Below are 25,437 nucleotides of genomic sequence, written 5' to 3'. Positions count from 1 at the left end.
CTGTGGCATGTTTCCTCAATCCCCAGGTCACATTCCGGCGATCAGTTTCTCCACGCGGTCGTCCACCGAACGGAACGGGTCCTTGCACAGCACGGTGCGCTGCGCCTGGTCATTGAGCTTGAGATGGACCCAGTCCACGGTGAAGTCGCGGCGCTGTTCCTGGGCCCTGCGGATGAAATCGCCGCGCAGCCGGGCCCGAGTGGTCTGCGGCGGAACGGACTTGCCTTCGAAGATCTTCAAGTCGTTGCAGATACGAGCTGCCTGCCCCTTCTTCTCCAGCAGGTAGTACAGGCCACGACGCCGGTGGATGTCGTGGTAGGCGAGGTCTATCTGCGCGACCCGCGGATGCGACATGGTCATGTTGTGCTTGGCCCGGTACCGCTCGATGAGCTTGTACTTCATCACCCAGTCGATCTCGGTGCCGATACGGTCGAGGTCCTCGGTCTCGATCGCGTCCAGGGTGCGGCCCCACAGCTCCAGGACCTGCTCCACCGTGCCCGTACGAATACCGCGGCGCTCGCAGAAGTCCACGGCCTTCTCGTAGTACTCGCGCTGCACCTCCAGCGCCGAGGCCTCCCGGCCACTGGCCAGCCGCACCTTGCGCCGGCCCGTGATGTCGTGGCTGACCTCGCGGATCGCCCGGATCGGGTTCTCCAGGGTCAGGTCCCGCATCACCGTGCCGGCCTCGATCATGCGCAGCACCAGGTCGGTGGCGCCGACCTTGAGCAGCATGGTCGTCTCGGACATGTTCGAGTCGCCCACGATGACGTGCAGCCGCCGGTAGCGCTCGGCGTCGGCGTGCGGCTCGTCGCGGGTGTTGATGATCGGCCGGGAACGCGTCGTCGCCGAGGAGACGCCCTCCCAGATGTGCTCGGCCCGCTGGCTGACGCAGTACACGGCACCACGCGGGGTCTGCAGCACCTTGCCGGCGCCGCACAGGAGCTGGCGCGTGACAAGGAACGGAATGAGGATGTCCGCGAGCCGGGAGAACTCCCCGTGCCGCGCCACGAGGTAGTTCTCGTGGCAACCGTAGGAGTTGCCCGCCGAGTCGGTGTTGTTCTTGAAGAGGTAGACGTCGCCCGCGATTCCCTCCTCGTGCAGGCGTCGTTCCGCGTCTACCAGGAGTCCTTCCAGAATGCGTTCGCCGGCCTTGTCGTGGGTGACCAGCTCGGTCACGTTGTCACACTCGGGTGTCGCGTATTCCGGATGCGAGCCCACGTCGAGATAGAGGCGGGCGCCGTTCCGCAGAAAGACATTGCTGCTGCGGCCCCATGACACGACACGGCGGAAGAGGTACCGCGCCACCTCGTCAGGCGACAGGCGGCGCTGTCCCCTGAACGTGCACGTGACGCCGTACTCGTTCTCCAGCCCGAAAATGCGGCGGTCCATGACTGAACATTACGCCCGATCCCCTGAGCTGAAACGGGGTTCGGCAGCATGGTTTGGATCATTTTCCGATGAAGCCGCAACCACCGCACCCCTGGCGGGAGCTGCGAGGACCCGCCCCGTCGCCAGCAGGACCAGCAACGACACCGCCCCCGCCGCACCCGGTACGGCGAACCCCCAGAAGGCCCCACCCGCCTCGACCACCGGCCCCGCAAGGCCCGTACCGACCGACGCGCCCACGGTGAACGTCGTCACCAGCCAGGAGAACGCCTCGGTGACCGTCCCCCGCGGCGCATGCCGGTCCACCAGCACGAACGCACACGCGATGCACGGCGCCAGGAACACCCCCGCGAGCACCGCCAACAGGGTCATGGCGACCGCACCCGGCATCAGCATCAGCGGCAGGTAACACACCGCCAGAAGCGCCACCAGCACCCGCAGTCGCCGCGCCGGCTCCCCGCCCCACTGCCGCGCCCCGTACACCGTGCCACCGACCAGCGCGCCAAGGCCCAGGCCCGCCATCAGCCAGCCGTACACCACGTCGCCGCCGTTGTCGTCCGCATACGACACCGCCGCCACCGCGATCGACCCCATCGCCACGCCGACGAACAGGAACGAGGCCAGCAGCACCAGCAGCCCCGCCGAGCGCAGCGCCCCGAGCCAGTGCGCCTCACGCGGCGCCGAACGCCACGCGCGCGAAGGCGGCGACACCACCACCGACAGCGCCCCCAGCACCCCGATCACGTTCAGCACCAGCAGCGCCGCCTGCGCCGACCACAGGGACGCGCACAGCGTCAGCAGCAACGGACCCACCGTGAACATGACTTCCTGCGCCACCGCGTCCATCGCGTACGCCGTGTGCACCTGGCCCTCCTTGTGCAGGACCGACGACCACAGCGCCCGCAGACCGCCCTCCAGCGGCGGCGTGAACAGCCCGGCGGCCACCACCGCCACGTAGGCCACCGGCAGCGCGCCGATGCCCACGAAGGCGAACACGGCCATCGCGAGCGCCGAGGCGGCCGCCGCCGGCAACTGCACCCGCGGCTGCCCGTACAGGTCCACCAGCCGCCCGAGCAGCGGCTGCCCCACCGCGTTGGCGACCCCGTACACCGCCGCCAGCGCCCCGGCCAGGCTGTACGAGCCGCCCTCCGCCCGCACGAACAGCACGATCGCGAGCGGGGCCACCGCGTTCGGCAACCGCCCTATGAGCGTGCCGACGAGCAGCCGGGCGGCATGCCTCGCCCTGAGGATCTCCACGTATGCGCCGGTCATCAGCCGCGCCGCCCTCCACCAAGTTTTACGTATAACGTCGTGCGTCATACGTACCATGAGCGCAGTTCACGAGTCCAGACGAAGGAGCAGGCGGACGGTGGCATCCGGCAGCACCCGCCCCACCAGCCGAGACGTCGCCCAGGCCGCGGGCGTCTCCCAGGCCGCGGTCTCCCTCGTCCTCGGCGACAAATGGCGCGGCCGCGTCTCCGAGACCACAGCCGAACGCGTACGCCAGGCGGCCCGCGAACTCGGCTACCGGCCCAACCTCGCCGCCCGCAACCTGCGCCTCGGCCGCACCCGCACCGTGCTCCTCGTGGTCCCCGCTCTCACCACCGAGTTCTTCGCCGGCGTCTACACCGGCGCCGCCCGCATCGCCGCCCAGCACGGCTTCGGCGTCGTCCTCTACCCCTCCCCCGAAGGCATCGGCCCCTCCCGCCCGTCGCCCACCACCACCCTCAAAGGAAGGCCCTTGCGGGCCGCCCCTATTCCTGACCCCTTCGCCTCCGCACAAGCCGCCCTCGACGGCGTCATCGCCTCCTCCATGGCCGCCGACGCCCTCACCGCCATCCGCGGCGACCAGCTCCCCCTCGTCATGCTCGACAGCGACCCCGAGGGCAGCCTCGGCGCCGCGACCGTGAACCTCGACATCGCCGACGGCGTCCGACAGGTCGCCGAACACCTGCTCGGCCTCGGCCACCGCCGCTTCCTGCACCTCGCGGCCGACGTGGCCTCCTGGACCTTCGACGTACGCGCGCGCGAGCTCGCCACACGCATCGGCCACGTACCCGGCACCTCACTGCTCACCGTCCAGGCACCCATCGCCATCGAAGGCGCCCTGGCCGCCGCCGGCACCGCCCTCTCCGCCAAAGGCCCCCGCCCCACGGCGATCATCTGCGACGACGACAAACTCGCCGCCGGCGCCTACAAGGCCGTACGACGCCTCGGCCTGCGCATCCCCGACGACATCTCCGTCACCGGCCTCGACGACCTCGCCCTCGCCACCGCCATCGACCCCGAACTGACCACCGTCCGACTCGACGCCGAACTGTTCGGAGAACGCGGCATGCAAGCCCTCCTGGCGGTCCTGGAAGGCCGCGAACCCGAGGAGGGCGACATTCCCGTCCAACTCGTCGTACGAGGCTCCACAGCACCCCCCAGCGTCCCCTGACAGCCCCCTGAACGCCCTGCGCCCCAGCCGAGCGGGCGGCCGGGGCACAATACGGGCGAAGCGAAGACCTGGCGAAGGTCGAAGGAACTACTCCTCGGAGGCGCCGGACTCCTCCGAGTCCTCACCATTCTCGGAACTCTCGGCCTCGGTAGCGGCACCCCCGGCCTCCAGCAACCGAGCCAACTGGCGGCCCACGATCCGCTTGAACTTCCGCGACTGCGGACGCGTACGGTCCAGCACCGCGACCTCGAGACGCTCGGCCGGGATCTCCCGCTGAGTACCGTTCGACTCACGGGACAACGCCTGCACCGCCAGCTTCAGCGCCTCGGCCAGACTCATACCGTCCTGATGACGCTGATCCAGATAATTACTGATCAACTCGGCATTGCCACCGACCGCGACCGAACCGTGCTCATCCACGATCGACCCGTCATGAGGCAGCCGATAGATCTGATCGCCCTCAGGGGTCTCCCCCACTTCGGCGACGACCAGCTCCACCTCATACGGCTTCTCGGCCGCGGACGAGAAGATCGTGCCCAGCGTCTGGGCGTAGACATTCGCGAGACCACGGGCGGTCACGTCATCACGGTCATATGTATAGCCACGAAGATCGGCATAGCGGACGCCACCGATCCGCAGATTCTCGTACTCGTTGTACTTGCCGGCGGCCGCGAAACCGATCCGGTCATAGATCTCGCTGAACTTGTGCAGCGCACGGGACGGGTTCTCGCCGACGAACACGATGCCGTCGGCATACTGCAGCACGACCAGGCTGCGACCACGGGCGATGCCCTTGCGGGCGTACTCCGCCCGGTCGGCCATGGCCTGCTGGGGTGAGACATAGAACGGCGTCGACACCGGTTATCCGTCCCTTTCTGTCGAAGTCACAGGATCACCTTGATAAGACCGAACCCGCCGCCTACAGCAGCGCGGCCCGCGGGCCGTCGGGCTGCTCCAGACGCCGCTCCAGAATGGAACGCGCGATCTCGGAGGACTCGTCGTCGCTGAGCCGACGGAAACCGTCCTCGGTGATCACGGTGACGATCGGGTAGATCCGGCGGGCGACATCGGGACCACCGGTCGCCGAGTCGTCGTCAGCCGCGTCGTACAGGGCCTGCACGACGAGTGTCGTGGCCTCGGCCTCGCTCAGATCATCACGGAAGAGCTTCTTCATCGCACCGCGCGCGAAGATCGACCCCGAGCCGGTGGCGGCGAACCCCTGCTCCTCCGAACGACCACCGGTCACGTCGTACGAGAAGATCCGCCCCTTCTCCCGGTCGACGTCGAACCCGGCGAAGAGCGGCACGACAGCCAGCCCCTGCATCGCCATGCCCAGATTGGACCGGATCATGGTCGACAGCCGGTTCGCCTTGCCCTCGAGCGACAGCTGAGCGCCCTCGACCTTCTCGAAGTGCTCCAGCTCCAGCTGGAAGAGCTTGACCATCTCGACGGCCAGACCGGCGGTGCCGGCGATACCGACGGCGGAGTACTCATCCGCCGGGAACACCTTCTCGATATCACGCTGGGCGATGACGTTACCCATGGTGGCGCGGCGGTCACCGGCGAGGACGACGCCTCCGGGGAAGGTCGCGGCCACGATCGTCGTGCCATGCGGCGCCTCGATCACGCCCTGCGTGGGCGGCAGTTGACGCTTACCGGGCAACATCTCCGGCTGGTGCTCGGAGAGAAAGTCCATGAACGAGGACGACCCAGGCGTCAGGAAGGCAGCTGGTAGACGCCCGGTGCTACGAGTGTTGGCTTCCACACGTTTCCTTCCAGGTAGTCGGCAGCTCGGTTGATCACGTCGGGGTCATCCCTCAACAGGCCGAGGCCGGAATTGCAGTTGAAGCACAGTACGCCACGGACCCTACCCGTCTTGTGGCAGTGATCCACATGAACGGCCGGGGCCTTCAGGCAGATCGCGCAGAGCCCCATCTGAGAGGCGATCAACTCGTCACGTTCAGCTTCAGTGAGGCCGAACTTGCGCTTGAAGTGGCTCGCCCGGTCGCGCTCCGCACGGCATGCGCGGCAATAGCTCGCCCAGCCGTCCGACGTGGACTTGCTCCGCCCCCAGTCGGAGTGCGGCTTCACTTGGCTGCATTGCGGGCACAGCTTGTGCCCTGGCGGGACGGGAACCTTCTCTCGCACCTTCTTCCCCTTGGCCTCCTGGCGCTGCCGGTAGTACTCAGCAGAGCACTCCCGGCAGTACGCCTGGAGACCGTCGGGCATCGACTTGTTGCTTGCGAACGCCGCCCTCGGCAAGTGTTGCTTGCACCGCGAGCAGCGCCTCAACTCCGGCTCTTCGACCACTCCAAGAGTCTCCGTTTCACCTTTGAAGCGAAGGTGAAATCACTCCCCGCCCTTCTGAACGAAGGATCGCACGAAGTCCTCGGCGTTCTCCTCAAGGACATCATCAATCTCGTCCAGAACCGAGTCGACGTCATCGCTCAGCTTCTCCTGGCGCTCCTTGAGGTCCTCAGAAGCCTGCGCTTCCGCAGCCTGCTCCTCGACCTCCTCAGTGGAACGCGTGGCCTTCTGCTGTCCGCCGCCGGTGTCCTTGGTTGCCATATCCCTCACCCCGCTCAGTTCGCCCGACATGGTCGACAGGTCGGCTTTCCTGCCGATCGGTGATGATCAGACCCTACAAGCCGGGTCTGACATCGGCCCCGCAGTTTCTCCAACGTACGGGGACCACCTCGATGATTCCCGTGCGCCGGGCTTTCCACCCCGCTCAGCCGATGTCCGGCCAGCATGACCCATGGGCCGCTCAGCCGCCCGACAGGACCCTGACCAGGTCTTCCGCGGTGCGGCAGCGGTCCAGGAGCTCCTTGACGTGATTTCGCGTTCCGCGAAGCGGTTCGAGGGTTGGGACGCGCTGGAGGGAGTCGCGGCCGGGCAGGTCGAAGATCACGGAGTCCCAGGAGGCGGCGGCGACGTCGTCGGCGTACTGCTCCAGGCAGCGGCCTCGGAAGTAGGCGCGGGTGTCCTCCGGCGGCTTCGCCTTCGCCCGTTCGACGGTGTCCTCGTCCATGAGGCGCTTCATGCGGCCACGGGCCGCCAGACGGTTGTAGAGGCCCTTCTCGGGGCGTACGTCGGCGTACTGGAGGTCGAGGAGGTGGAGCTTGGCGGCGTCCCAGTCGAGGTTGTCGCGGCGGCGGTAGCCCTCCATGAGCTCTCGTTTGGCGACCCAGTCCAGTTCGCCGGCGAGGCTCATGGGGTCGCGCTCGAGGCGGTTGAGGGTGTCCTCCCACCGGGACAGGATGTCCTTGGTCTGGTCGTCGGCGTCCGCGCCGAAGCGCTCCTCCACGTATTTGCGCGAGAGTTCGTAGTACTCCATCTGGAGCTGGACAGCGGTGAGTGTCCGGCCGCTGCGGAGTGTGATCAGGCGCTTGAGGGACGGGTCGTGCGAGACCTGGTGCAGCGTGCGAACCGGCTGGTCGACGGCCAGGTCCACCGCGATGAAGCCGTCCTCGATCATGGACAGGACCAGGGCGGTCGTGCCGAGCTTGAGGTAGGTCGAGATCTCCGAGAGGTTCGCGTCGCCGATGATCACGTGGAGGCGGCGGTATTTTTCGGCGTCGGCGTGGGGCTCGTCTCGTGTGTTGATGATCGGGCGCTTCAGGGTGGTTTCCAGGCCTACCTCGACTTCGAAGTAGTCGGCGCGCTGGCTGAGCTGGAAGCCGTGTTCGTGGCCGTCCTGGCCGATGCCGACGCGGCCGGCTCCGGCGAAGACCTGGCGGGAGACGAAGAAGGGGGTGAGGTGGCGCACGATGTCGGAGAAGGGGGTTTCCCGCTTCATCAGGTAGTTCTCGTGCGTGCCGTAGGAGGCGCCTTTGTTGTCGGTGTTGTTCTTGTAGAGGTGGATGGGCTGGGCGCCGGGCAACTGGGCGGCGCGTTCGGCGGCCTCCGCCATGATCCGCTCGCCGGCCTTGTCCCACAGCACGGCATCCCGCGGATTGGTGACCTCGGGGGCGCTGTATTCGGGGTGTGCGTGGTCGACGTAGAGCCGTGCGCCGTTGGTGAGGATCACGTTGGCGAGGCCGATGTCCTCGTCGGTGAGCTGGCTGGCGTCGGCGGCCTCGCGGGCGAGGTCGAAGCCTCGCGCGTCCCGCAGCGGGTTCTCCTCCTCGAAGTCCCAGCGGGCCCGGCGGGCCCGGTGCATCGCCGCCGCGTAGGCGTTGACGACCTGGGATGAGGTGAGCATGGCATTGGCGTTGGGGTGGCCGGGGACGGAGATCCCGTACTCCGTCTCGATGCCCATTACTCGCCGTACGGTCATGCGGCCCTCCTTGCCCGGCGGCACCCTCGGTCGTGGGCGCCGCACAAGTACCGCTGGCGCTCGGTTGCGTGTGCGGTGCCCGTCCCCGCACTGCGCGACTCGGCGGTACGGAAGAGCCTAGAGCGCCTTTGCCCTGGTGGGGAGATCATTTGCGTCATTGCCTCGCCTGCGAGCGTCCGCCTGAAAAGCAGTGGGCTGCGGGTACCCGGTTTGGGCACCCGCAGCCGCCCTGTCTTTTACAGGTACTGACCGGTGTTGGCCACCGTGTCGATGGAGCGTCCGGTGTCCGCGCCCTGCTTTCCGGTGATGAGGGTGCGGATGTAGACGATCCGTTCGCCCTTCTTTCCGGAGATTCGGGCCCAGTCGTCCGGGTTGGTGGTGTTGGGCAGGTCTTCGTTCTCCTTGAACTCGTCCACGCAGGCCTGGAGGAGGTGGGAGACGCGCAGGCCCTTCTGGTTGTGCTCGAGGAAGTCCTTGATCGCCATCTTCTTGGCGCGGCCCACGATGTTCTCGATCATGGCGCCGGAGTTGAAGTCCTTGAAGTAGAGGACTTCCTTGTCGCCGTTGGCGTAGGTGACCTCCAGGAAGCGGTTCTCCTCGGATTCGGCGTACATCTGCTCGACGGCGGTCTGGATCATGCTCTGGACCGTGGACGCCTTGCTGCCGCTGTGTTCGCCGAGGTCCTCGGAGTGCAGCGGGAGCCGTTCGGTGAGGTACTTGCCGAAGATGTCCTTGGCGGCCTCGGCGTCCGGACGCTCGATCTTGATCTTCACGTCCAGGCGGCCGGGGCGCAGGATGGCGGGGTCGATCATGTCCTCGCGGTTGGAGGCGCCGATCACGACCACGTTCTGCAGGCCTTCGACACCGTCGATCTCGGCGAGCAGCTGGGGGACGATGGTGTTCTCCACGTCCGAGCTGACGCCGGAGCCGCGGGTGCGGAAGAGGGATTCCATCTCGTCGAAGAAGACGATGACGGGGGTGCCCTCGCTGGCCTTCTCACGAGCACGCTGGAAGACGAGGCGGATCTGCCGCTCGGTCTCGCCGACGTACTTGTTCAGGAGCTCGGGGCCCTTGATGTTGAGGAAGAAGCTCTTGCCGGCGGCCTGGCCGGTGACCTCGGCGACCTTCTTGGCCAGCGAGTTGGCGACGGCCTTGGCGATGAGTGTCTTGCCGCATCCGGGGGGCCCGTACAGGAGGACGCCCTTGGGCGGCCGCAGTTCGTGCTCCTTGAACAGGTCGGGGTAGAGATAGGGCAGCTCGACGGCGTCGCGGATCATTTCGATCTGGTTGCCGAGGCCGCCGATGGATTCGTAGCCGATGTCCGGTACTTCTTCGAGGACGAGCTCCTCGACCTCGCTCTTGGGGACGATCTCGTAGACGTAGCCGGAGCGGGGTTCGAGCAGCAGGGCGTCGCCGGGTCGGATGGTGACGTCCAGCAGCGGCTCGGCGAGCCGTACCACCCGTTCCTCGTCGGTGTGCCCGAGCACCAGGGCGCGTTCGCCGTCCTCGAGGATCTCCTTGAGGGTGACGATGTCCCCGACGCGCTCGAATTCCATGGCTTCGACCACGTTGAGCGCTTCGTTGAGCATCAGTTCCTGGCCGCGCCGGAGGTCGTCGAGTTCGACGCTCGGGCTGACGTTCACGCGGAGTTTGCGGCCTCCGGTGAAGATGTCGGCGGTGCCGTCCTCGTTCGCGGCGAGGAAGACACCGAAGCCGGCCGGTGGCTGTGCGAGCCGGTCGACCTCTTCCTTGAGGGCCACGATCTGGTCGCGGGCCTCACGGAGCGTGTTGGCGAGTCGCTCGTTCTGTGCGGACACGCCGGCCAGGTTGGTCTGCAGCTCGACGATCCGCTCTTCGAGAATCCTCGTGTGCCGCGGAGAGTCGGCGAGCTTGCGTCGCAGGACGGCGATCTCCTGCTCAAGGTAGGCGATCTGCCCGGCCGGGTCCTCGGACCCTCGTCCCGGGCGGATGCCGCGGTTCATGTCGTCGTCGTGGGCTGCCACGGTCCTCACCTCCTCCAAGGGGAGCTGGACGCTTCCAGACCCTACCTGGGTGGGTGTCGATTGAAACCCCTAGATCACAAAGACGGTAGGGGTGTGTCCGATCTTCACCCTTGCGCTCTCCCTCACGCCAGGGGAATACCCACCGCACATGATTGGAACCCAGTCGAAGGTAGGGTCGAAGCGTTCAACACCCGTCAGAGCTGGCCGGATTCCCGTTCGGCTCGGCGCAGGAAGCGGTAGGAGAGATGAGCGTGGAGCAGGCGACCGGGGTCGAGGGTGAGGCGCTGGAGGTCTGGATCGATCAGGATCTCTGTACCGGGGACGGGATCTGCGCCCAGTACGCGCCCGAGGTGTTCGAGCTGGACATCGACGGTCTGGCTTACGTGAAGGGCGCCGGGGACGAGCTTTTGCAGGCCAGGGGGGCTACAACGCCCGTGCCGCTGCCGCTTCTCACCGATGTGGTGGACTCGGCGCGGGAGTGCCCGGGCGAGTGCATCCATGTGCGTCGGGTTTCGGACAGGGTGGAGGTGTTCGGTCCGGACGCCGAGTGACCAGTCCTGTACGAGGTGTTACGACTGTCTGATTTCTCACAGCGTTCGGTGGCGGGGGTCAGACGCTGCGGGCGGCGGAGGGTGCCGAGCGGGCGAACGCGCCGTTCTTCCACTGCCACTTCGCGTTGTCCTTCACGTCGGGGCAGCAGCGCGGAACGTCGTCGGACGAGTAGCCGAGCAGGTCGGCCTCGACGGCTCCGTCACGGACGGCGATGTCACTGACGGTGATGCTGTCCTTCGGGTCGACGAGGGTCGCCACGAGGCGGGGGGTGGCGGTGTCCTTGGCGCGGGTGAGGACGTAGACGCCGTCGGGCGGTGTGCCCATGGGCGAGTCGCAGTGCACGACGGCCACGGTTTCGGGGCTGCCGTCGCCGTCGAGGTCTCCGGCGGCCTTCTTCACCACGATCGCCTTCACCGGGCCGCATTCGAGGGGGAAGTCGACGTGCGCGGGGTCGGGGGGCGCGGCGGCCGCGGGGGCGTGCTGCGGCTCCGGTCCTGCTGTCTGGGCCGCTGTCGCCGGGTTGGGCTGGAGGACCGAGGAGAGCGCCACGACACCGGCGACCGCTGTGGCGGTGGCGAGCCAGTGGACGGGCCGGGTGTGGGTGTGTGCCAGTTCCGGGACGGCGGATTGCTGCACTAGGAGTGTCTCCTGTGAGGGCTGTGCCGGTGGGGGTGGGTGGCCAGCATCGTGCCACACGTCACAGTGCGGGGGAACGGCAGGGGTGTGGAGTTCCGGTGCCGGATGTCGGATGGCCGGTGGTGTGGGCGGGGTGTGCGGCTCGCGGAGTTGTCGGTTGTTGGCGGCGTGTCAACAAAGAGGCGCTGTGGTCGAGTTCCGGTGTCGTGCCGGGAACTCGACCACAGCGCTTGTACGTTGAATGCGGTGCGGGGTGCTTCAGCGGCCGCTGCCGCCGGCGGCGTTGGGGCCTTCGTAGTCCTCGCCGTAGGCGCCCTTGGCGGGGCGGCGTCGGCGCATGGGCGGCTCGACTCCGTCGGCGAGGCGGCGGGCGGTGAGCAGGAAGCCGGTGTGGCCGATCATCCGGTGGTCGGGGCGGACGGCGAGGCCCTCGATGTGCCAGTTGCGGATCATCGTCTCCCAGGCGGTCGGCTCGTTGAAGCAGCCGATCTCGCGGATGGACTCGACGGTCCGGGCGAGCTGGGTGGTGGTGGCGACGTAGCAGCAGAGGATGCCGCCGGGCACGAGTGCCTTGGAGACGGCTTCCAGGCATTCCCAGGGGGCGAGCATGTCGAGGATGACGCGGTCGACGTCGGTGTCGCTCAGGTTGTCCTGGAGGTCGCCGACGGTGAGCTGCCAGGCGGGGTGGGGGCCGCCGAAGTAGCGCTCCACGTTCTGCCTGGCGATGTCGGCGAAGTCCTCGCGGCGCTCGTAGCTGTGCAGCATGCCCTGGTCGCCGATGGCGCGCAGCAGGAAGCTGCTGAGCGAGCCCGAGCCGACGCCGGCCTCGACGACGCGGGCGCCGGGGAAGATGTCGGCGAAGGCGAGGATCTGCCCCGCGTCCTTGGGGTAGACCACGGCGGCGCCGCGGGGCATGGACAGGACGTAGTCGGGGAGCAGGGGGCGCAGCGCGAGGTAGGCGACGTTCCCGGTGGTGCGGACAACGCTGCCCTCGGGTGCGCCGATCAGTTCGTCGTGCGGGAAGGAACCCTTGTGGGTGTGGAAGTTCTTCCCGGCTTCGAGCGTGAACGTGTAGTGGCGGCCCTTGGGGTCGGTCAGCTGTACCTGGTCCCCGACCTTGAAGGGCCCGCGCCTGCGGGCGGCACCGGTCGGTTCGGACATGTGACCAGCCTACCGGGGTTTGCGGGGGCCGCCGACCACTGAGCCCGGCGCTAGGAGGGGCGGGCCATGGCCTTCACGAAGGCGCGCTCGACGTCGGCCGCGGACAGGACGCCGTAGATCTCGCCGGTCTCCTCGACGACGAGGTATTCGGTGGCGGGGGTGGCGCGCAGGGTGTCGAGGAGTTCCTCTCCGGCCAGCTCGGCGGAGACGCGCATGCCGTCGGTGAGGTCCTGGGCGAGGCCGCTGACGGCGACCCAGGGGCGGCGGTGTTCGGGTACGCCGACGATGGCGGCCTCGCGGACGAGGGAGACGGGGTTGCCGTCGGCGTCGACGACGACGAGGGCGCGGGCGCCGGCGGAGTTGGCGCGGCGCAGGGCCTCGGACAGGGGGGTGTCGGTCTCGACGGGGACGGCTCGGCGGGTGAGGGTGCGGGCGCGCAGTTCCGGGAGGTGTTCGCGCAGCCGTGCCATGCGCAGGCTGTTGCCGGCGCCGGTCCAGATGATCGCGGCGAGGATGGCGGCGAGCAGGGCGTCCATGACGGTGTCCATGCCGACGTTGTCGACGGCGTCGGCGCCGAGGGCGCCGGACTGGGTGAGCAGCGGGAGCCCGACGAGGACGGAGACGGCGAGGGCGCGGCCGACCCAGGCGGCGGCGATGGTGCCGGTCATGGGCTTGCCGGTGATCTTCCAGACGACGGCGCGGAGCATGCGGCCGCCGTCGAGGGGCAGGCCGGGGAGCAGGTTGAAGGCGGCGACGATGAGGTTGGAGAACATCAGGCCGGCGAGCAGGACGCCGGGGACGGTGCCGGGCTCGACGGTCTGCATGGCGCCGTAGAAGACGGCGGCGAGGACGAGGGAGAGCAGGGGGCCGACGAAGGCGAGCACGAATTCGCGGCCGGGTGTCTCGGCCTCCTTCTCGATCTCGGAGACGCCGCCGAAGAACTGGAGCTGGATGCGGCGCACGGGGAGCTTGAAGCGGAGGGCGGCGATGGTGTGGGCGAGTTCGTGGACGAGGACGGAGGCGTAGAAGGCGACCGCGAAGAAGAGGGAGACGAGGTAGCGGGCGGCGCCGAGCTCGGGCAGTACGCGGTCGAGCTGGCCGCCGAACACCCAGGTGATCAGCGCGGCGACGAGGAACCAGCTCGGGGCGACGTAGACGGGCACGCCGAAGGGCCGCCCCATCAGCAGTCCGCCTCGGGGGTCCCGGGGGCGCTGTGGCGGCGGGCCTTTGGTGCCGGAGTGGGCGAAGGCTCGGTCGTCGGCGGGGGCGTGCGGGGTGGGGTGGGCCTCGGTGCCGGGGGACGGTTGTGCGGGGGTGGGGGTGCTGTCGTCGGTGGGAGCGTGCAGGGTCGGGCGGGCCTCGGTGCCGTAGGGCGGTTGTGCGGGGGTGCTGTCGGCGGGGTGGTGTTCGGTGCCGGCTTCGGCGCGCGTGGCGTCCGTGGGTCCCTCCCCGGGCGTCCGGCTCGCGGTGGAGTCGTCCGGGGCCTGTGTACGGTGCTCGGGGGTCTCGGGCACGGCGTCGTCCCCGGTGCCGTCGAACCGCCGGTGGTCCATGGGCTGTTCGTCGGACGGGGTGGGGTCGGGGCGTGTGGGGTCGGTGGCCGGGGTCTTACGGTCCGGCCGGCGCTCGGTCGACTCGTCGGTGCCGGACCGCGGCTGCCCGCTCCCGCCGCTCTCGTCCACGGTGTCCCCTCGTTCGAAGCGTCTTCCGCGCCTGACGGGCGGAAGGGTCTCTGGTCGATGGTATGCGGCCGTCGTGGCGCGTTTCGCCCCGGCACCCCCCTGAGATTTCGCCGGTGTCCCGGCGGTGCCGGTCGGGGTGGGTCACTGTCAGTGGTGGGCCGTAAGGTCTGTGGTCATGGAGACGAGCACGGAGGGCGCCGCGGCGGGCTGCGGCAGTGACGTCGCGCCGGTGACAGGGCCGGTGCGGGACGAGGACCCCGCGGGGGCGGACAGTACGGCGGCGACGGCCGGGGCGGGTGAGGCCGCGGCGCCGGCCGCCGGCACCGCCGCGGCCCCGGAGGCGGCAGCGCCGGCCGGCACTCCCGTCCTCCCCGTGATACCGCCCACCTCTCTGTCCCCCTCCCGCGCCGGCGACTTCATGCAGTGCCCTCTGCTCTACCGGTTCCGGGTGATCGACCGGCTGCCCGAGAAGCCGAGTGCGGCGGCGACCAAGGGCACGCTCGTGCACGCGGTGCTGGAGCGGCTCTTCGACGCGCCCGCCGCCGAGCGGACCGCTCCGCGGGCCAAGTCGCTCATTCCCGGGCAGTGGGACCGGCTGCGGGAGAGCAGGCCGGAGGTCGGGGAGCTGTTCGCGGACGATCCCGAGGGCGAGCGGCTCGCGGCCTGGCTGAGTGAGGCGGAGCAGCTCGTCGAGCGGTGGTTCGGGCTGGAGGATCCGACGCGGCTGGAGCCCGCCGAGCGCGAGCTGTTCGTGGAGGCCGAGCTGGACTCGGGGCTGAGGCTGCGCGGGATCATCGACCGTGTCGACGTGGCGCCCACGGGTGAGGTGCGGATCGTCGACTACAAGACGGGCAAGGCGCCCCGGCCGGAGTACGCCGAGGGCGCGCTGTTCCAGATGAAGTTCTACGCCCTGGTCGTGTGGCGGCTGAAGAAGGTCGTCCCGCGTCGGCTTCAGCTCGTCTATCTGGGCAGTGGTGATGTGCTGACGTACGACCCGGTCCTGGCCGATCTGGAGCGGGTCGAGCGCAAGCTGCTCGCGCTGTGGGACGCGATCCGGGCGGCGACGGAGTCGGGTGACTGGCGGCCCCGGCCGACGAAGCTGTGCGGCTGGTGCGACCACCAGGCCCATTGCCCGGAATTCGGCGGCACTCCCCCGCCGTATCCGTTGCCCGTCAGGGCGGGCGAGTCCGAGGGTGGCGCGCAGGGCAGAATGGGGCCGGACTAGCGAAGGAGACTCACGTGGCCATCCGCGTCCTACTGGTCGACGACCAGCCCCTGCTGCGTACCGGCTTCCGGATGATCCTGGAGGCGGAGCAGGACATCGCGGTCGTGGGCGAGGCCGGTGACGGTCTGCAGGCCCTCGATCAGGTGCGGGCCCTGCAGCCCGACGTGGTCCTGATGGACATCCGTATGCCCCGCATGGACGGGGTGGAGGCGACGCGGCAGATCACCGGGCCCGGGCGGGACGGCCCGGCGAAGGTGCTGGTGCTGACCACCTTCGATCTCGACGAGTATGTGGTGGAGGCGCTGCGGGCGGGCGCCAGCGGCTTCCTGCTGAAGGACGCCCCGGCCAATGAGCTGGTGCAGGCGATCCGTGTGGTCGCCGCCGGTGAGGCGATGCTGGCGCCGAGCATCACGCGCCGACTGCTGGACAAGTACTCCGCGCATCTGCCGTCGGGCGACGAGCCGGTTCCGGACACGCTGCACACGCTCACCGAGCGTGAGGTGGAGGTGCTGAAGCTGGTGGCGCGGGGCCTGTCCAACGCTGAGATCGCCGCCGATCTGTTCGTCAGTGAGACCACGGTGAAGACCCATGTGGGCCATGTGCTCACGAAGCTGGGGCTGCGCGACCGGGTGCAGGCCGCGGTGTACGCGTACGAGAGCGGTCTGGTGCGCCCCGGCGCGCAGTAGGGATCCGGGTCGCTACGGCGAAGAGGGCGCCCCCTCCTCGGAAGGGGCGCCCTCTTCGTGTGTGCGGCCGCCGGGGCGGGCGCCTGTCAGCCCTTGCTCAGTTCCCAGAAGCGGAACACGGTGGAGGCGTCGAGGCAGTACTCCAGGCCGTAGACGTTGTCGCGGACGACCGCGTACTGCTTGGCCTGCCAGACCGGCAGGACGGGGAGTTCCTTGGCCACGATGTCCTGGAGCTGGCCGAAGTCGTCGTCCGTCGCGGCGCGGTCGCTCTCGGCCGCGGTGCGCGGGATGAGCGTGCCGGTGATCGCGTTGTTGCTGTAGTTGTTGCCGAGCACGTTGCCCTTGCCGAAGAAGGGGGCCGTGAAGTTGTCGGCGTCCGGGTAGTCCGGGATCCAGCCCTTGACGTAGACGCCGTACTTGCCGGCCTCGATGTCCTTCTCGTACTGGTCGAAGGCGACGGACTGCACGTCGGCGTCGAACAGGCCGCTGTCGTTGAGCTGCTTGGCGATGGCCTTCAACTCGTCGTCGGTGGCGGGGCCGTAGCGCGACGGGGTGGACCACAGGGTCAGCTTGACCTTGCCGTCGATGCCCTCGTCCCGCAGGGCGTCGGCGGCCTTGGACTTGGAGGGGCGGGCGCCGTAGGTGTCGAAGAAGGCCGTGTTGTGGCCGCTGATACCGGCCGGGATGATCGAGTACAGCGGGGTGGCCGTGCCCTGGTAGACGTCCTTGATGAGGGCGTCCCGGTCGATGAGGTAGGCGATGGCCTTGCGCACGCCGAGCTTTCCGGCGACGGGGTCGTCCATGTTGAAGACCAGGTGCTGGACTTCGGCGCTGCTGCCCTCGACGACCTCGGCGCCCGAGTCGCCGCCGGACTTCTCGACGTCGGCTATGTCGCCCGCGGTGAGGCCTCGGTAGGCAATGTCGATCTCGTTGTCGAGCAGTGACTTCTTCAGGGCGTCCTGGTCGCCGTGGAAGAACTTCAGGGTGACGCCGGAGTTCCGTACGTCGGCGGTGCCCTTGTAGTTCTCGTTGACCGAGAAGACGGCTTCCTTGTCGTCGAACCTGTCCAGCTTGTAGGGGCCGGAGCCGATCGCCTGGCCGTCCTTGCGCAGTGCGTCGGCTTCGTACTCGTTCGCGTTGACGATGGAGCCGGCGCCGGAGGCGATCTTGCTGGGGAAGGTGGCGTCGGGGGTGTTGAGCCGGAAGACGACCGTCTCGTCGTTCGGCGTCTCGACCTTGTCGAGGGTCGGGAACATGACGGCGGGGCCGTCGGGGTCGTTGATCTTCAGCATGCGGTCGAAGGAGAACTTGACGTCCTTCGAGGTGAGCGCGTCACCGTTGCTGAACTTCAGGCCGTCCTTGAGCGTGCACTGGTAGACCGTCGCCTTGGTGTCGGAGAAGGCGCACTCCCGGGCGGCCTCGGGCTGCGGTTCCACGGCGCCCTTGGGGAAGCTGAGCAGTGACTGGAAGACGTTGTTGAACAACAGCCATGAGCCGGGGTCGTAGCCGGAGGCGGGGTCGGTGGCCAGGACGTCGTCCGACATCCCCATGACCACCGAGGAGCCGGTCTCCCCGGAGTCCCCCGTCTCCGTGCCGCAGCCGGTCAGCAGGCCGGAGGCCAGTCCTGCCACGACGGGCAGGACCGGCCACTGGTTACGCATGTTCACGTACGAGTGCCTTGTCGTCGAATGTGAGGAACCCGGGTCGCGTCCCGGATCCCGGGCCGTGCCCGGCGCCTTGTCGTGCGCGCCGGGCATGGAGAGACGTCAGCCGCTCACGCCACGGCCGAGCTCCCACAACTGAAGGGTCGAGGAGGAGTTGAGCGCATACGCCGTCCCCGTGACGTCGTCGCCGGCGGCGACGAACTGGTTGCCCTGCCACAGCGGCAGCACCGGCACGTCGTTGGCGACGATGTCCTGAATGTCCGTCAGGCTGTCGGAGGCGGACAGCCGGTCGGCGACGCGGCGGGACTCCGGGATGAGGTTGGTGCGGATGGCGCTGTTGGCGTACGGCGAGCCGAGGAAGTTGTCCTTGTCGAGGAACGGGGCGAGGAAGTTGTCGGCGTCGGGGAAGTCGGGGAACCAGCCCATGCCGTAGACCTCGTACTCGCCCTTCTGCTCGGCGGGGCGGAAGGTCGCCCAGGGGGCGCCCTTGATGTCGACGTCGAACAGGCCGCTGCCGTTGAGCTGCTTCTGCAGCAGCTCGAACTCCTTCTTGGTGGCCGAGCCGTAGTGGTCGGTGGTGTAGTGCAGCGTCAGCTTCACCGGGGTGGTGACGCCGGCCTTCTCCAGGATCGACTTGGCCTTGCCGACGCTCGGGTCGCCGTACTTGTTGAAGAACGAGTTGGAGTGGCCGGTGACGCTGGCGGGAACCAGCGAGTACAGCGGCTCGGCCTGGGCGCCGTAGACCTTGGAGACCAGCTCGCCGCGGTCGATGAGCTGGGCCATCGCCTGACGGACGGCCTTGCTCTTGACGGTGGGGTCGTCGGTGTTGAAGGCCAGGTAGCGGATCTCCAGGCCGGGCATGTCGACGAGGTCGACCTTGTCGTCGGTGTCGGCGGACAGCTTCTGGATCTGCTCGGGCGACATGGTGCGGGTCATCAGGTCGATGTCGCCCTTGTCGAGGGCGGTGCCCATGTCGTCGGCGCCTTCGAAGTTGCGCAGCTCGACCTTGTCGTTGTTCACCTTCAGGCTCCCCTTGTAGTGGGAGTTCCTGGTGAACACGGCCGAGACCAGCTTGTCGTCGTCGACCTCGGCCTTGAGGGTGTACGGGCCGGAGCCGTCGACTTCGAAGCCGTCGCGCAGCTTGTCCTTGTCGTAGGTGTCCGGGTCGACGATGCCGGCGACCGGGGTGGACAGCTTGAACGGGAAGGTGGCGTCGGCGGTCTTGAGGTGGAAGATGACCTCGCGGTCGCCCTGGGTCTCGACGGTGTCGATGGTGGACAGCAGCGCGAAGACGCCGCTGTCGGCCTTCAGGGAGCGGGCGCGGTCGATGGAGTACTTGACGTCCTCGGCGGTGACGGCGTCGCCGTTCGCGAACTTCAGGTCCTTGCGCAGGGTGCAGGCGTAGCGCTCGTTGCCGCTGTCGGTGAAGGTGCAGTTCTCGGCGGCCTCGGGCACCGGCTCGCCCTCGCCACGGGGCTGGATCATCAGGGTCTGCACGGTCTGGCGCAGGATGTTCCAGGTGCCGACGTCGTATGCGTAGGCCGGGTCGAGCGGGGCGGGAGCGTCCTTCGAGGCAGTGAACGCGTCCGTGGTGCCGACGACGATCGCGTCGCCGCTGTCGCTGCCGCTGTCGGTTCCGCCGCAGGCGGCGAGAACCGGCGCGAGCAGGCCGATGACGGCCGGCAGCACCAAAGTCTTGCGGTTCATGCTCGGGTTTCTCCAGCGGTCGACTCCGTGTACCCGGCATGCAGGGGTGTCGCAGCGGATCACGGGGTAAGTGCGATGTTCTCGCGACGAGGTTAGTCCGCGCCCGCAGCAGGGTTCGATGCGACCGGAGTTGAGGCCCCATCACGGAGCGGAACCGGGCGCGGACACAAAGAAAGGCTGACGCCGGAAGGATTCGTGCACCCTCCCATCAATCGGGACACAAGGGTGCGCTCGAAGCTCTCTTCAGGGGGCGTGGGGCACTCGAGAGGGCTTCTGTCGACCCCCGATCGAGTGGCGAACATCACAAACTGAACAGTCTTCGAGGGCGCCGGAATTCAGCCATCCGGTGCCCTCGAATTTCCCTTCGGAATTCCCGCGTTATCGATGTTGCACGCTGGGTGAACAAGGGGTCGCATTTGTGTTGTCAGGCGGCCATCAGCCCACGCAGAAATGCCAGATCGACCTCTTCGAGAGAGTTCACCACGGTGCGCCGGGCGGCCGGGGTGATGGGCGCGATGGACGGTACGGCCACCACCTGGCAGCTGGCGGCCTCGGCGGCGGCGACGCCGGTCGCGGTGTCCTCGACGACCGCGCATCTGGCGGGTTCGGCGCCCAGGCCGGACGCGGCGAGCAGATACGGGTCCGGGTGCGGCTTGGTGCGCGGCACCTCGTCACCGGCAACGGTCAGCGCGAAGTGCTGGGGGCCGAGCGAGGTGAGCACACGGTCGATGATGCGCCGGTGCGAGGCGGAGACCAGGGCCGTGGGGACCTCGTACGCGGCGAGCTCGGCCAGCAGCCGGGCCGCGCCCGGCATCAGCGGCAGGGCCCGGTCGATGCGGTCCTCGAAGCCCTGGTTGAGCAGCGCCGTGAGCTCGGCGAGCGCGATGTCGGCGCCGGTGGCCTCGATCAGGAAGCCGGCGCTGCGGCTCATGGGGCCGCCGACCACCACATGGCGCCAGGAGTCGTCGAGGGTGTGACCGAGGCCGGCGAAGATCTCGACCTCGACATCCCACCAGAAGCCCTCCGTGTCCACCAGGGTGCCGTCCATGTCGAGGAGTACGGCCTGAAGGGCCGACCCGTCGGCCGTGCGGGTTACTGGCGCGGGGACCGTGCTGGTCATCCTGGCGCACCTCCTTGAGGGGCGGACAGGCCGGCTCCCACGAGGGGAACCGGCCTGCGGTGGACCGTCCAGTGTACGACGTGCGGTGGCGAAGCGCCTGGTTTGAAAGATGTGCGTCGGGGCACACCTTTAGGACCCCGGGGACCGCTGCGACCTGCGCCGACGCCTATCGGGCGTTGAAGTACTTCGCCTCCGGGTGGTGGATGACGATGGCGTCCGTGGACTGCTCGGGGTGCAGTTGGAACTCCTCGGACAGGTGGACGCCGATGCGCTCGGGCTGGAGCAGGTCGGCGATCTTGGACCGGTCCTCCAGGTTGGGGCAGGCGCCGTAGCCCAGCGAGAAGCGGGCGCCCCGGTAGCGCAGCGCGAACATGTCCTCGATGTCGGCCGGGTCCTCACCGGCGAAGCCCAGCTCGGAGCGCACGCGCGCGTGCCAGTACTCGGCGAGCGCCTCGGCCAACTGCACCGACAGGCCGTGCAGTTCGAGGTAGTCGCGGTAGGAGTTCGACTCGAAGAGCCGGGCGGTCTCCTCGCCGATGCGCGAGCCCACGGTGACGACCTGGAGGCCCACGACGTCGGTCTCGCCGGACTCCTGCGGGCGGAAGAAGTCCGCCAGGCACAGCCGGCGGCCGCGGCGCTGGCGCGGGAAGGTGAAACGGGTGCGTTCGTTGCCGTGCTCGTCCAGCAGGATCAGGTCGTCGTCCTTGGAGACACACGGGAAGTAGCCGTAGACCACGGCCGCTTCGAGGAGGTTCTCCGTCTGGAGCTTCTCGAGCAGTCCGCGCAGCCGCGGGCGGCCCTCGGTCTCGACGAGGTCCTGGTACGACGGTCCGTCGCCGCTGCGGGCCTCCTTCAGGCCCCACTGGCCCTTGAAGAGGGCGCCCTCGTCGAGCCAGGAGGCGTACTCCTTGAGCTGGATGCCCTTGATGACGCGGGTGCCCCAGAACGGCGGGGTGGGGACGGGGTTGTCGGTGGCGACGTCGGAGCGGACGTGGCCCTCTTCGGGGCGCTCGTCCTCGATGGTCACGGCACTGGCGCGCACCCGGCGCTGCTTGAGCTCGGGCAGCTTGGCGCCGGGCACGCCGCGCTTGACGCCGATGAGGGCGTCCATCAGGCGCAGGCCCTCGAACGCGTCGCGGGCGTAGCGGACTTCGCCCTCGTACAGCTCGTGCAGGTCCTGCTCGACGTAGGCGCGGGTGAGGGCGGCGCCGCCGAGGATGACGGGGAAGTTCGCCGCCAGGCCGCGCTGGTTGAGCTCCTCCAGGTTCTCCTTCATGATCACCGTGGACTTCACCAGCAGCCCGGACATGCCGATGACGTCGGCCCGGTGCTCCTCGGCGGCCTCCAGGATCGCGGAGACGGGCTGCTTGATGCCCAGGTTGACCACGTTGTAGCCGTTGTTGGACAGGATGATGTCCACGAGGTTCTTGCCGATGTCGTGCACGTCGCCGCGCACCGTGGCCAGCACGATGGTGCCCTTGCCCTCGGCGTCGGACTTCTCCATGTGCGGTTCGAGATAGGCGACGGCGGCCTTCATCACCTCGGCGGACTGCAGGACGAACGGCAACTGCATCTGGCCGGAGCCGAACAGCTCGCCGACGACCTTCATGCCGTCCAGCAGGGTGTTGTTGACGATGTCGAGAGCGGGCGTGTCCTTCAGCGCCTCGTCGAGGTCGGCCTCCAGGCCGTTGCGCTCGCCGTCGATGATGCGCCGCTTCAGGCGCTCCTCCAGCGGCAGGGCGGCCAGCTCCTCGGCCTTGCCTGCCTTCAGCGACTTGGCGGTGGCGCCCTCGAACAGGGCCATCAGCTTCTGCAGCGGGTCGTAGCCCTCGCGGCGGCGGTCGTAGATGAGGTCCAGGGCCGTGGTGACCTGCTCCTCGTCGAAGCGGGCGATCGGCAGGATCTTCGAGGCGTGCACGATCGCCGAGTCCAGGCCCGCCTTGACGCACTCGTCGAGGAAGACGGAGTTCAGCAGGATGCGGGCGGCCGGGTTGAGGCCGAAGGAGATGTTGGACAGGCCCAGGGTGGTCTGCACGTCGGGGTGGCGGCGCTTGAGCTCGCGGATCGCCTCGATGGTGGCGATGCCGTCCCTGCGGGACTCCTCCTGGCCGGTGCAGATGGTGAAGGTCAGGGCGTCGATGAGGATGTCGGACTCGAGGATGCCCCAGTTCGTCGTCAGGTCCTCGATCAGCCGTTCGGCGATCTCGACCTTCTTCTCGGGGGTGCGGGCCTGGCCCTCCTCGTCGATGGTCAGCGCGATGAGCGCGGCGCCGTGCTCGCGGGCGAGCCTGGTGACCTTCGCGAAGCGGGAGTCGGGGCCGTCGCCGTCCTCGTAGTTGACGGAGTTGATGACCGCGCGTCCGCCGAGCTTTTCCAGGCCGGCCTGGATGACGTCGACCTCGGTGGAGTCCAGCACGATCGGCAGCGTGGAGGCGGTGGCGAAGCGGCCGGCCAGTTCCTCCATGTCGGCGACGCCGTCGCGGCCGACGTAGTCCACGCACAGGTCGAGCATGTGCGCGCCCTCGCGGATCTGCTCGCGCGCCATCTCCACGCAGTCGTCCCAGCGGGCGTGCAGCATGGCCTCGCGGAACTTCTTGGAGCCGTTGGCGTTGGTGCGCTCGCCGATGGCCAGGTAGGAGGTGTCCTGGCGGAACGGGACCGTCTGGTAGAGGGAGGCGGCGCCCGGTTCGGGCTGCGGGCTGCGCTCGGTGGGCGCGGTGCCCCGGACCCGCTCCACGAGCTGCCTCAGATGCTCGGGGGTCGTGCCGCAGCAGCCGCCGATGAGGTTCAGCCCGTAGTCCCGTACGAAGGTGTCCTGGGCGTCGGCCAGGCCCTCGGGGTCGAGCGGGAAGTGGGCGCCGTCCTTGGTGAGGATCGGCAGACCGGCGTTCGGCATGCACAGCAGCGGGGTGCGCGAATGCCGGGCCAGGTAGCGCAGGTGCTCGCTCATCTCGGCGGGGCCGGTCGAGCAGTTCAGGCCGATCATGTCGATGCCGAGGGGCTCCAGCGCGGTCAGCGCGGCGCCGATCTCGGAGCCGAGCAGCATGGTGCCGGTGGTCTCGAAGGCCATGGAGACCAGCAGCGGCACCTCGGTGCCGGTCGCCTCCATGGCGCGGCGGGCGCCCAGGACGGAGGCCTTGGTCTGCAGCAGGTCCTGGGTGGTCTCGACGATCAGGGCGTCGGCGCCGCCGGCGAGCAGGCCCTCGGCGTTGGCCTGGTAGCCGTCGCGGATCGTGGTGTAGCCGACGTGGCCGAGGGTGGGCAGCTTGGTGCCGGGGCCGACCGATCCCAGGACCCAGCGCGGGCGGCCGTCGCCGGCGGCGTGCTCGTCGGCGACCTCGCGGGCGAGGCGCGCGCCGGCCTCGGACAGTTCGTGCACGCGGTCGGCGATCTCGTACTCGGCCGCGGCGGTGTGGTTGGCCCCGAAGGTGTTGGTCTCGACGCAGTCGACGCCCACCGCGAAGTACGCGTCGTGGACGGAGCGGACGATGTCGGGGCGGGTCAGGTTCAGGATCTCGTTGCAGCCCTCCAGATTCTCGAAGTCCTCGAGAGTGGGGTCCTGGGCCTGCAACATGGTGCCCATCGCTCCGTCGGCGACCACCACTCGGGTGGCGAGCGCCTCGCGGAGGGCGGACACGCGGGTCCGGCTGTCGGCGGAAGGGGTCGGTGGCAACGAGGCCATGAAAGGGCTCCCTGGAGTGCGACGGCTGTCGGCTTTGCGCCCCCCACGGGTCCGTCCGCAGCGGGCGCACGCCGCCAGCGTAGCCGGGACCGCGCCGAAGTGGTCAGGCAGTCCACGACGCGGGACGGAGATGACGTCCGGGGCGATCTCCGGCTAGGGGTGAGGCAACACGCGCGGGTGGATAGCGGCCGACCATTAGCGGGAGGTCGGCAACGACCGGTAGTGTTCGACATTGCCGAACGGCGGCAGCGACGTCGCGGGGTCGACGGTCGAACGGGACGGAGGCAGTACGGCGATGGCACGGAACATCCAGTCGCTCGAACGGGCGGCCGCGATGCTGCGGCTCCTCGCGGGCGGCGAGCGGCGCCTCGGCCTGTCGGACATCGCCTCCTCGCTGGGCCTCGCCAAGGGCACCGCCCACGGGATCCTGCGCACCCTGCAGCAGGAGGGCTTCGTCGAGCAGGACGACGCCTCCGGGCGCTATCAGCTCGGCGCCGAGCTGCTGCGCCTGGGCACGACCTACCTGGACGTGCACGAGCTGCGGGCGCGGGCCCTGGTGTGGACGGACGACCTGGCCCGCTCCAGCGGGGAGAGCGTGTATCTGGGTGTCCTGCACCAGCAGGGTGTGCTGATCGTCCACCACGTCTTCCGCCCGGACGACAGCCGGCAGGTGCTGGAGATCGGGGCCATGCAGCCGCTGCACTCCACGGCCCTGGGCAAGGTCCTGTCGGCGTACGACCCGGTCGCGCACAGCGAGGCGATCGACGCCGACCGCAAGGCGTTCACCGACCGGACCGTGTGTGATCTCGACGGTTTCGAGCACATCCTCGACATGACACGCGCGCGTGGCTATGCCGCCGACGTCGAGGAGACCTGGGAGGGCGTCGCCTCCGTGGCCGCCCCCATTCACGACCGGCGCCGTATGCCGGTGGGCTCGGTCGGCATCACCGGTGCCGTGGAGCGGCTGTGCCGGGACGGCGAACTGCGGCCCGAGCTGATCGCGGCGGTGCGGGACTGCGCCCGCGCGGTGTCGCGGGATCTGGGCGCCGGGCGGTTCTGAGCGCCCGTACGGGACGAAAGCGGTTGCCGGGACGTCGCGGGCGTTCCGGCCTTCACCATGCGTCGACCCGTTCATCGGCAAGTCGATAAATCAACACAACCGACAACGATCGCGCATTCAACGACAGAGCTCTTGACGCACGCCCGACGCCGGG

20 protein-coding genes are annotated in these 25,437 nt (G+C 68.8%); 5 read left to right on the top strand and 15 right to left on the bottom strand.

Going from position 1 to position 25,437, the window contains the following annotated elements:
• Positions 1-27: 27 nt before the first annotated feature.
• Together pafA and ACP4J3_RS13895 are read right to left on the bottom strand one after the other, a co-directional pair.
• Positions 28-1,389 (bottom strand): Pup--protein ligase, encoded by a 1,362-nt coding sequence (gene pafA, locus ACP4J3_RS13900; protein ID WP_194048080.1) that lies wholly within the window; start codon positions 1,387-1,389, stop codon positions 28-30.
• A gap of 9 nt (positions 1,390-1,398) precedes the next feature.
• Positions 1,399-2,658: an MFS transporter gene (locus ACP4J3_RS13895; RefSeq protein ID WP_426533978.1), complete on the bottom strand. Its 1,260-nt coding sequence runs from the start codon at positions 2,656-2,658 to the stop codon at positions 1,399-1,401.
• A 97-nt stretch (positions 2,659-2,755) separates the two neighbouring features.
• Between ACP4J3_RS13895 and ACP4J3_RS13890 the strand changes: the two genes are divergently transcribed.
• Complete coding sequence (locus tag ACP4J3_RS13890; protein ID WP_426533976.1) at positions 2,756-3,826, top strand: LacI family DNA-binding transcriptional regulator; 1,071 nt, start codon at positions 2,756-2,758, stop codon at positions 3,824-3,826.
• Positions 3,827-3,913: 87 nt separating this feature from the next.
• Here ACP4J3_RS13890 and prcA read toward each other — a convergent pair whose 3' ends face one another.
• The 6 genes from prcA to arc form a co-directional block, all read right to left on the bottom strand.
• Positions 3,914-4,684: a proteasome subunit alpha gene (gene prcA / locus ACP4J3_RS13885; RefSeq protein ID WP_426533974.1), complete on the bottom strand. Its 771-nt coding sequence runs from the start codon at positions 4,682-4,684 to the stop codon at positions 3,914-3,916.
• A 61-nt stretch (positions 4,685-4,745) separates the two neighbouring features.
• A complete protein-coding gene (prcB, locus tag ACP4J3_RS13880; protein ID WP_426533972.1) occupies positions 4,746-5,591 on the bottom strand; it encodes a proteasome subunit beta in 846 nt (281 codons plus the stop codon).
• Entirely contained in the window at positions 5,543-6,055 is a 513-nt protein-coding gene (locus ACP4J3_RS13875) for an endonuclease VII domain-containing protein (protein ID WP_426533970.1), read from the bottom strand. The genes prcB and ACP4J3_RS13875 overlap by 49 nt, the downstream gene beginning before the upstream one ends.
• 120 nt (positions 6,056-6,175) lie before the next feature.
• Positions 6,176-6,394 (bottom strand): ubiquitin-like protein Pup, encoded by a 219-nt coding sequence (locus ACP4J3_RS13870; protein WP_037760434.1) that lies wholly within the window; start codon positions 6,392-6,394, stop codon positions 6,176-6,178.
• Between the two features lie 199 nt (positions 6,395-6,593).
• Complete coding sequence (gene dop, locus ACP4J3_RS13865; protein WP_426533968.1) at positions 6,594-8,105, bottom strand: depupylase/deamidase Dop; 1,512 nt, start codon at positions 8,103-8,105, stop codon at positions 6,594-6,596.
• 236 nt (positions 8,106-8,341) lie between these two features.
• Positions 8,342-10,108, bottom strand: coding sequence for a proteasome ATPase (gene arc, locus ACP4J3_RS13860; RefSeq protein ID WP_426533966.1), 1,767 nt, complete (start codon positions 10,106-10,108; stop codon positions 8,342-8,344).
• Between the two features lie 245 nt (positions 10,109-10,353).
• Here arc and ACP4J3_RS13855 point away from each other — a divergent pair, with 245 nt between their 5' ends.
• A complete protein-coding gene (locus ACP4J3_RS13855; RefSeq protein ID WP_426533964.1) occupies positions 10,354-10,659 on the top strand; it encodes a ferredoxin in 306 nt (101 codons plus the stop codon).
• A 58-nt stretch (positions 10,660-10,717) separates the two neighbouring features.
• Here the strand turns inward: ACP4J3_RS13855 and ACP4J3_RS13850 are convergent, their stop codons facing one another.
• The 3 genes from ACP4J3_RS13850 to ACP4J3_RS13840 all read right to left on the bottom strand — a co-directional run bounded on the left by ACP4J3_RS13850 (position 10,718) and on the right by ACP4J3_RS13840 (position 14,139).
• Positions 10,718-11,296, bottom strand: a complete 579-nt coding sequence (locus ACP4J3_RS13850) for a hypothetical protein (RefSeq protein WP_426533962.1) — start codon at positions 11,294-11,296, stop codon at positions 10,718-10,720.
• A gap of 258 nt (positions 11,297-11,554) precedes the next feature.
• Positions 11,555-12,457 (bottom strand): tRNA (adenine-N1)-methyltransferase, encoded by a 903-nt coding sequence (locus tag ACP4J3_RS13845; RefSeq protein WP_426533960.1) that lies wholly within the window; start codon positions 12,455-12,457, stop codon positions 11,555-11,557.
• Positions 12,458-12,507: 50 nt separating this feature from the next.
• Entirely contained in the window at positions 12,508-14,139 is a 1,632-nt protein-coding gene (locus tag ACP4J3_RS13840; RefSeq protein WP_426533958.1) for a site-2 protease family protein, read from the bottom strand.
• A 175-nt stretch (positions 14,140-14,314) separates the two neighbouring features.
• On the opposite strand from ACP4J3_RS13840, the gene ACP4J3_RS13835 reads away from it, so the two are divergent.
• Both ACP4J3_RS13835 and ACP4J3_RS13830 read left to right on the top strand, forming a co-directional pair.
• Positions 14,315-15,364, top strand: a complete 1,050-nt coding sequence (locus tag ACP4J3_RS13835) for a RecB family exonuclease (protein WP_426533956.1) — start codon at positions 14,315-14,317, stop codon at positions 15,362-15,364.
• Between the two features lie 14 nt (positions 15,365-15,378).
• On the top strand, positions 15,379-16,050 hold the full coding sequence (locus ACP4J3_RS13830) for a response regulator (RefSeq protein ID WP_098241447.1): 672 nt from the start codon (positions 15,379-15,381) through the stop codon (positions 16,048-16,050).
• A gap of 86 nt (positions 16,051-16,136) precedes the next feature.
• Here ACP4J3_RS13830 and ACP4J3_RS13825 read toward each other — a convergent pair whose 3' ends face one another.
• The 4 genes from ACP4J3_RS13825 to metH all read right to left on the bottom strand — a co-directional run bounded on the left by ACP4J3_RS13825 (position 16,137) and on the right by metH (position 24,223).
• Complete coding sequence (locus ACP4J3_RS13825) at positions 16,137-17,717, bottom strand: ABC transporter substrate-binding protein (RefSeq protein WP_426533954.1); 1,581 nt, start codon at positions 17,715-17,717, stop codon at positions 16,137-16,139.
• Positions 17,718-17,816: 99 nt separating this feature from the next.
• Positions 17,817-19,421, bottom strand: a complete 1,605-nt coding sequence (locus tag ACP4J3_RS13820) for an ABC transporter substrate-binding protein (protein ID WP_426533953.1) — start codon at positions 19,419-19,421, stop codon at positions 17,817-17,819.
• A gap of 424 nt (positions 19,422-19,845) precedes the next feature.
• Positions 19,846-20,541 carry an HAD family hydrolase gene (locus tag ACP4J3_RS13815; RefSeq protein WP_426533951.1) on the bottom strand — a complete coding sequence of 232 codons (696 nt, stop codon included), beginning with the start codon at positions 20,539-20,541 and terminating at the stop codon, positions 19,846-19,848.
• Between the two features lie 166 nt (positions 20,542-20,707).
• A complete protein-coding gene (gene metH, locus ACP4J3_RS13810; RefSeq protein ID WP_426533949.1) occupies positions 20,708-24,223 on the bottom strand; it encodes a methionine synthase in 3,516 nt (1,171 codons plus the stop codon).
• Between the two features lie 295 nt (positions 24,224-24,518).
• Between metH and ACP4J3_RS13805 the strand changes: the two genes are divergently transcribed.
• The gene (locus tag ACP4J3_RS13805) at positions 24,519-25,283 is read left to right on the top strand and encodes an IclR family transcriptional regulator (protein WP_426533947.1); all 765 of its coding nucleotides are present in this window, start codon (positions 24,519-24,521) and stop codon (positions 25,281-25,283) included.
• Positions 25,284-25,437: the final 154 nt, after the last annotated feature.

The organism is Streptomyces sp. UG1 (genome assembly GCF_049974585.1).
Classification (GTDB): domain Bacteria; phylum Actinomycetota; class Actinomycetes; order Streptomycetales; family Streptomycetaceae; genus Streptomyces.
Note: the sequence above shows the minus strand (reverse complement) of the source record. Positions and strands in the feature narration are given on the sequence as shown.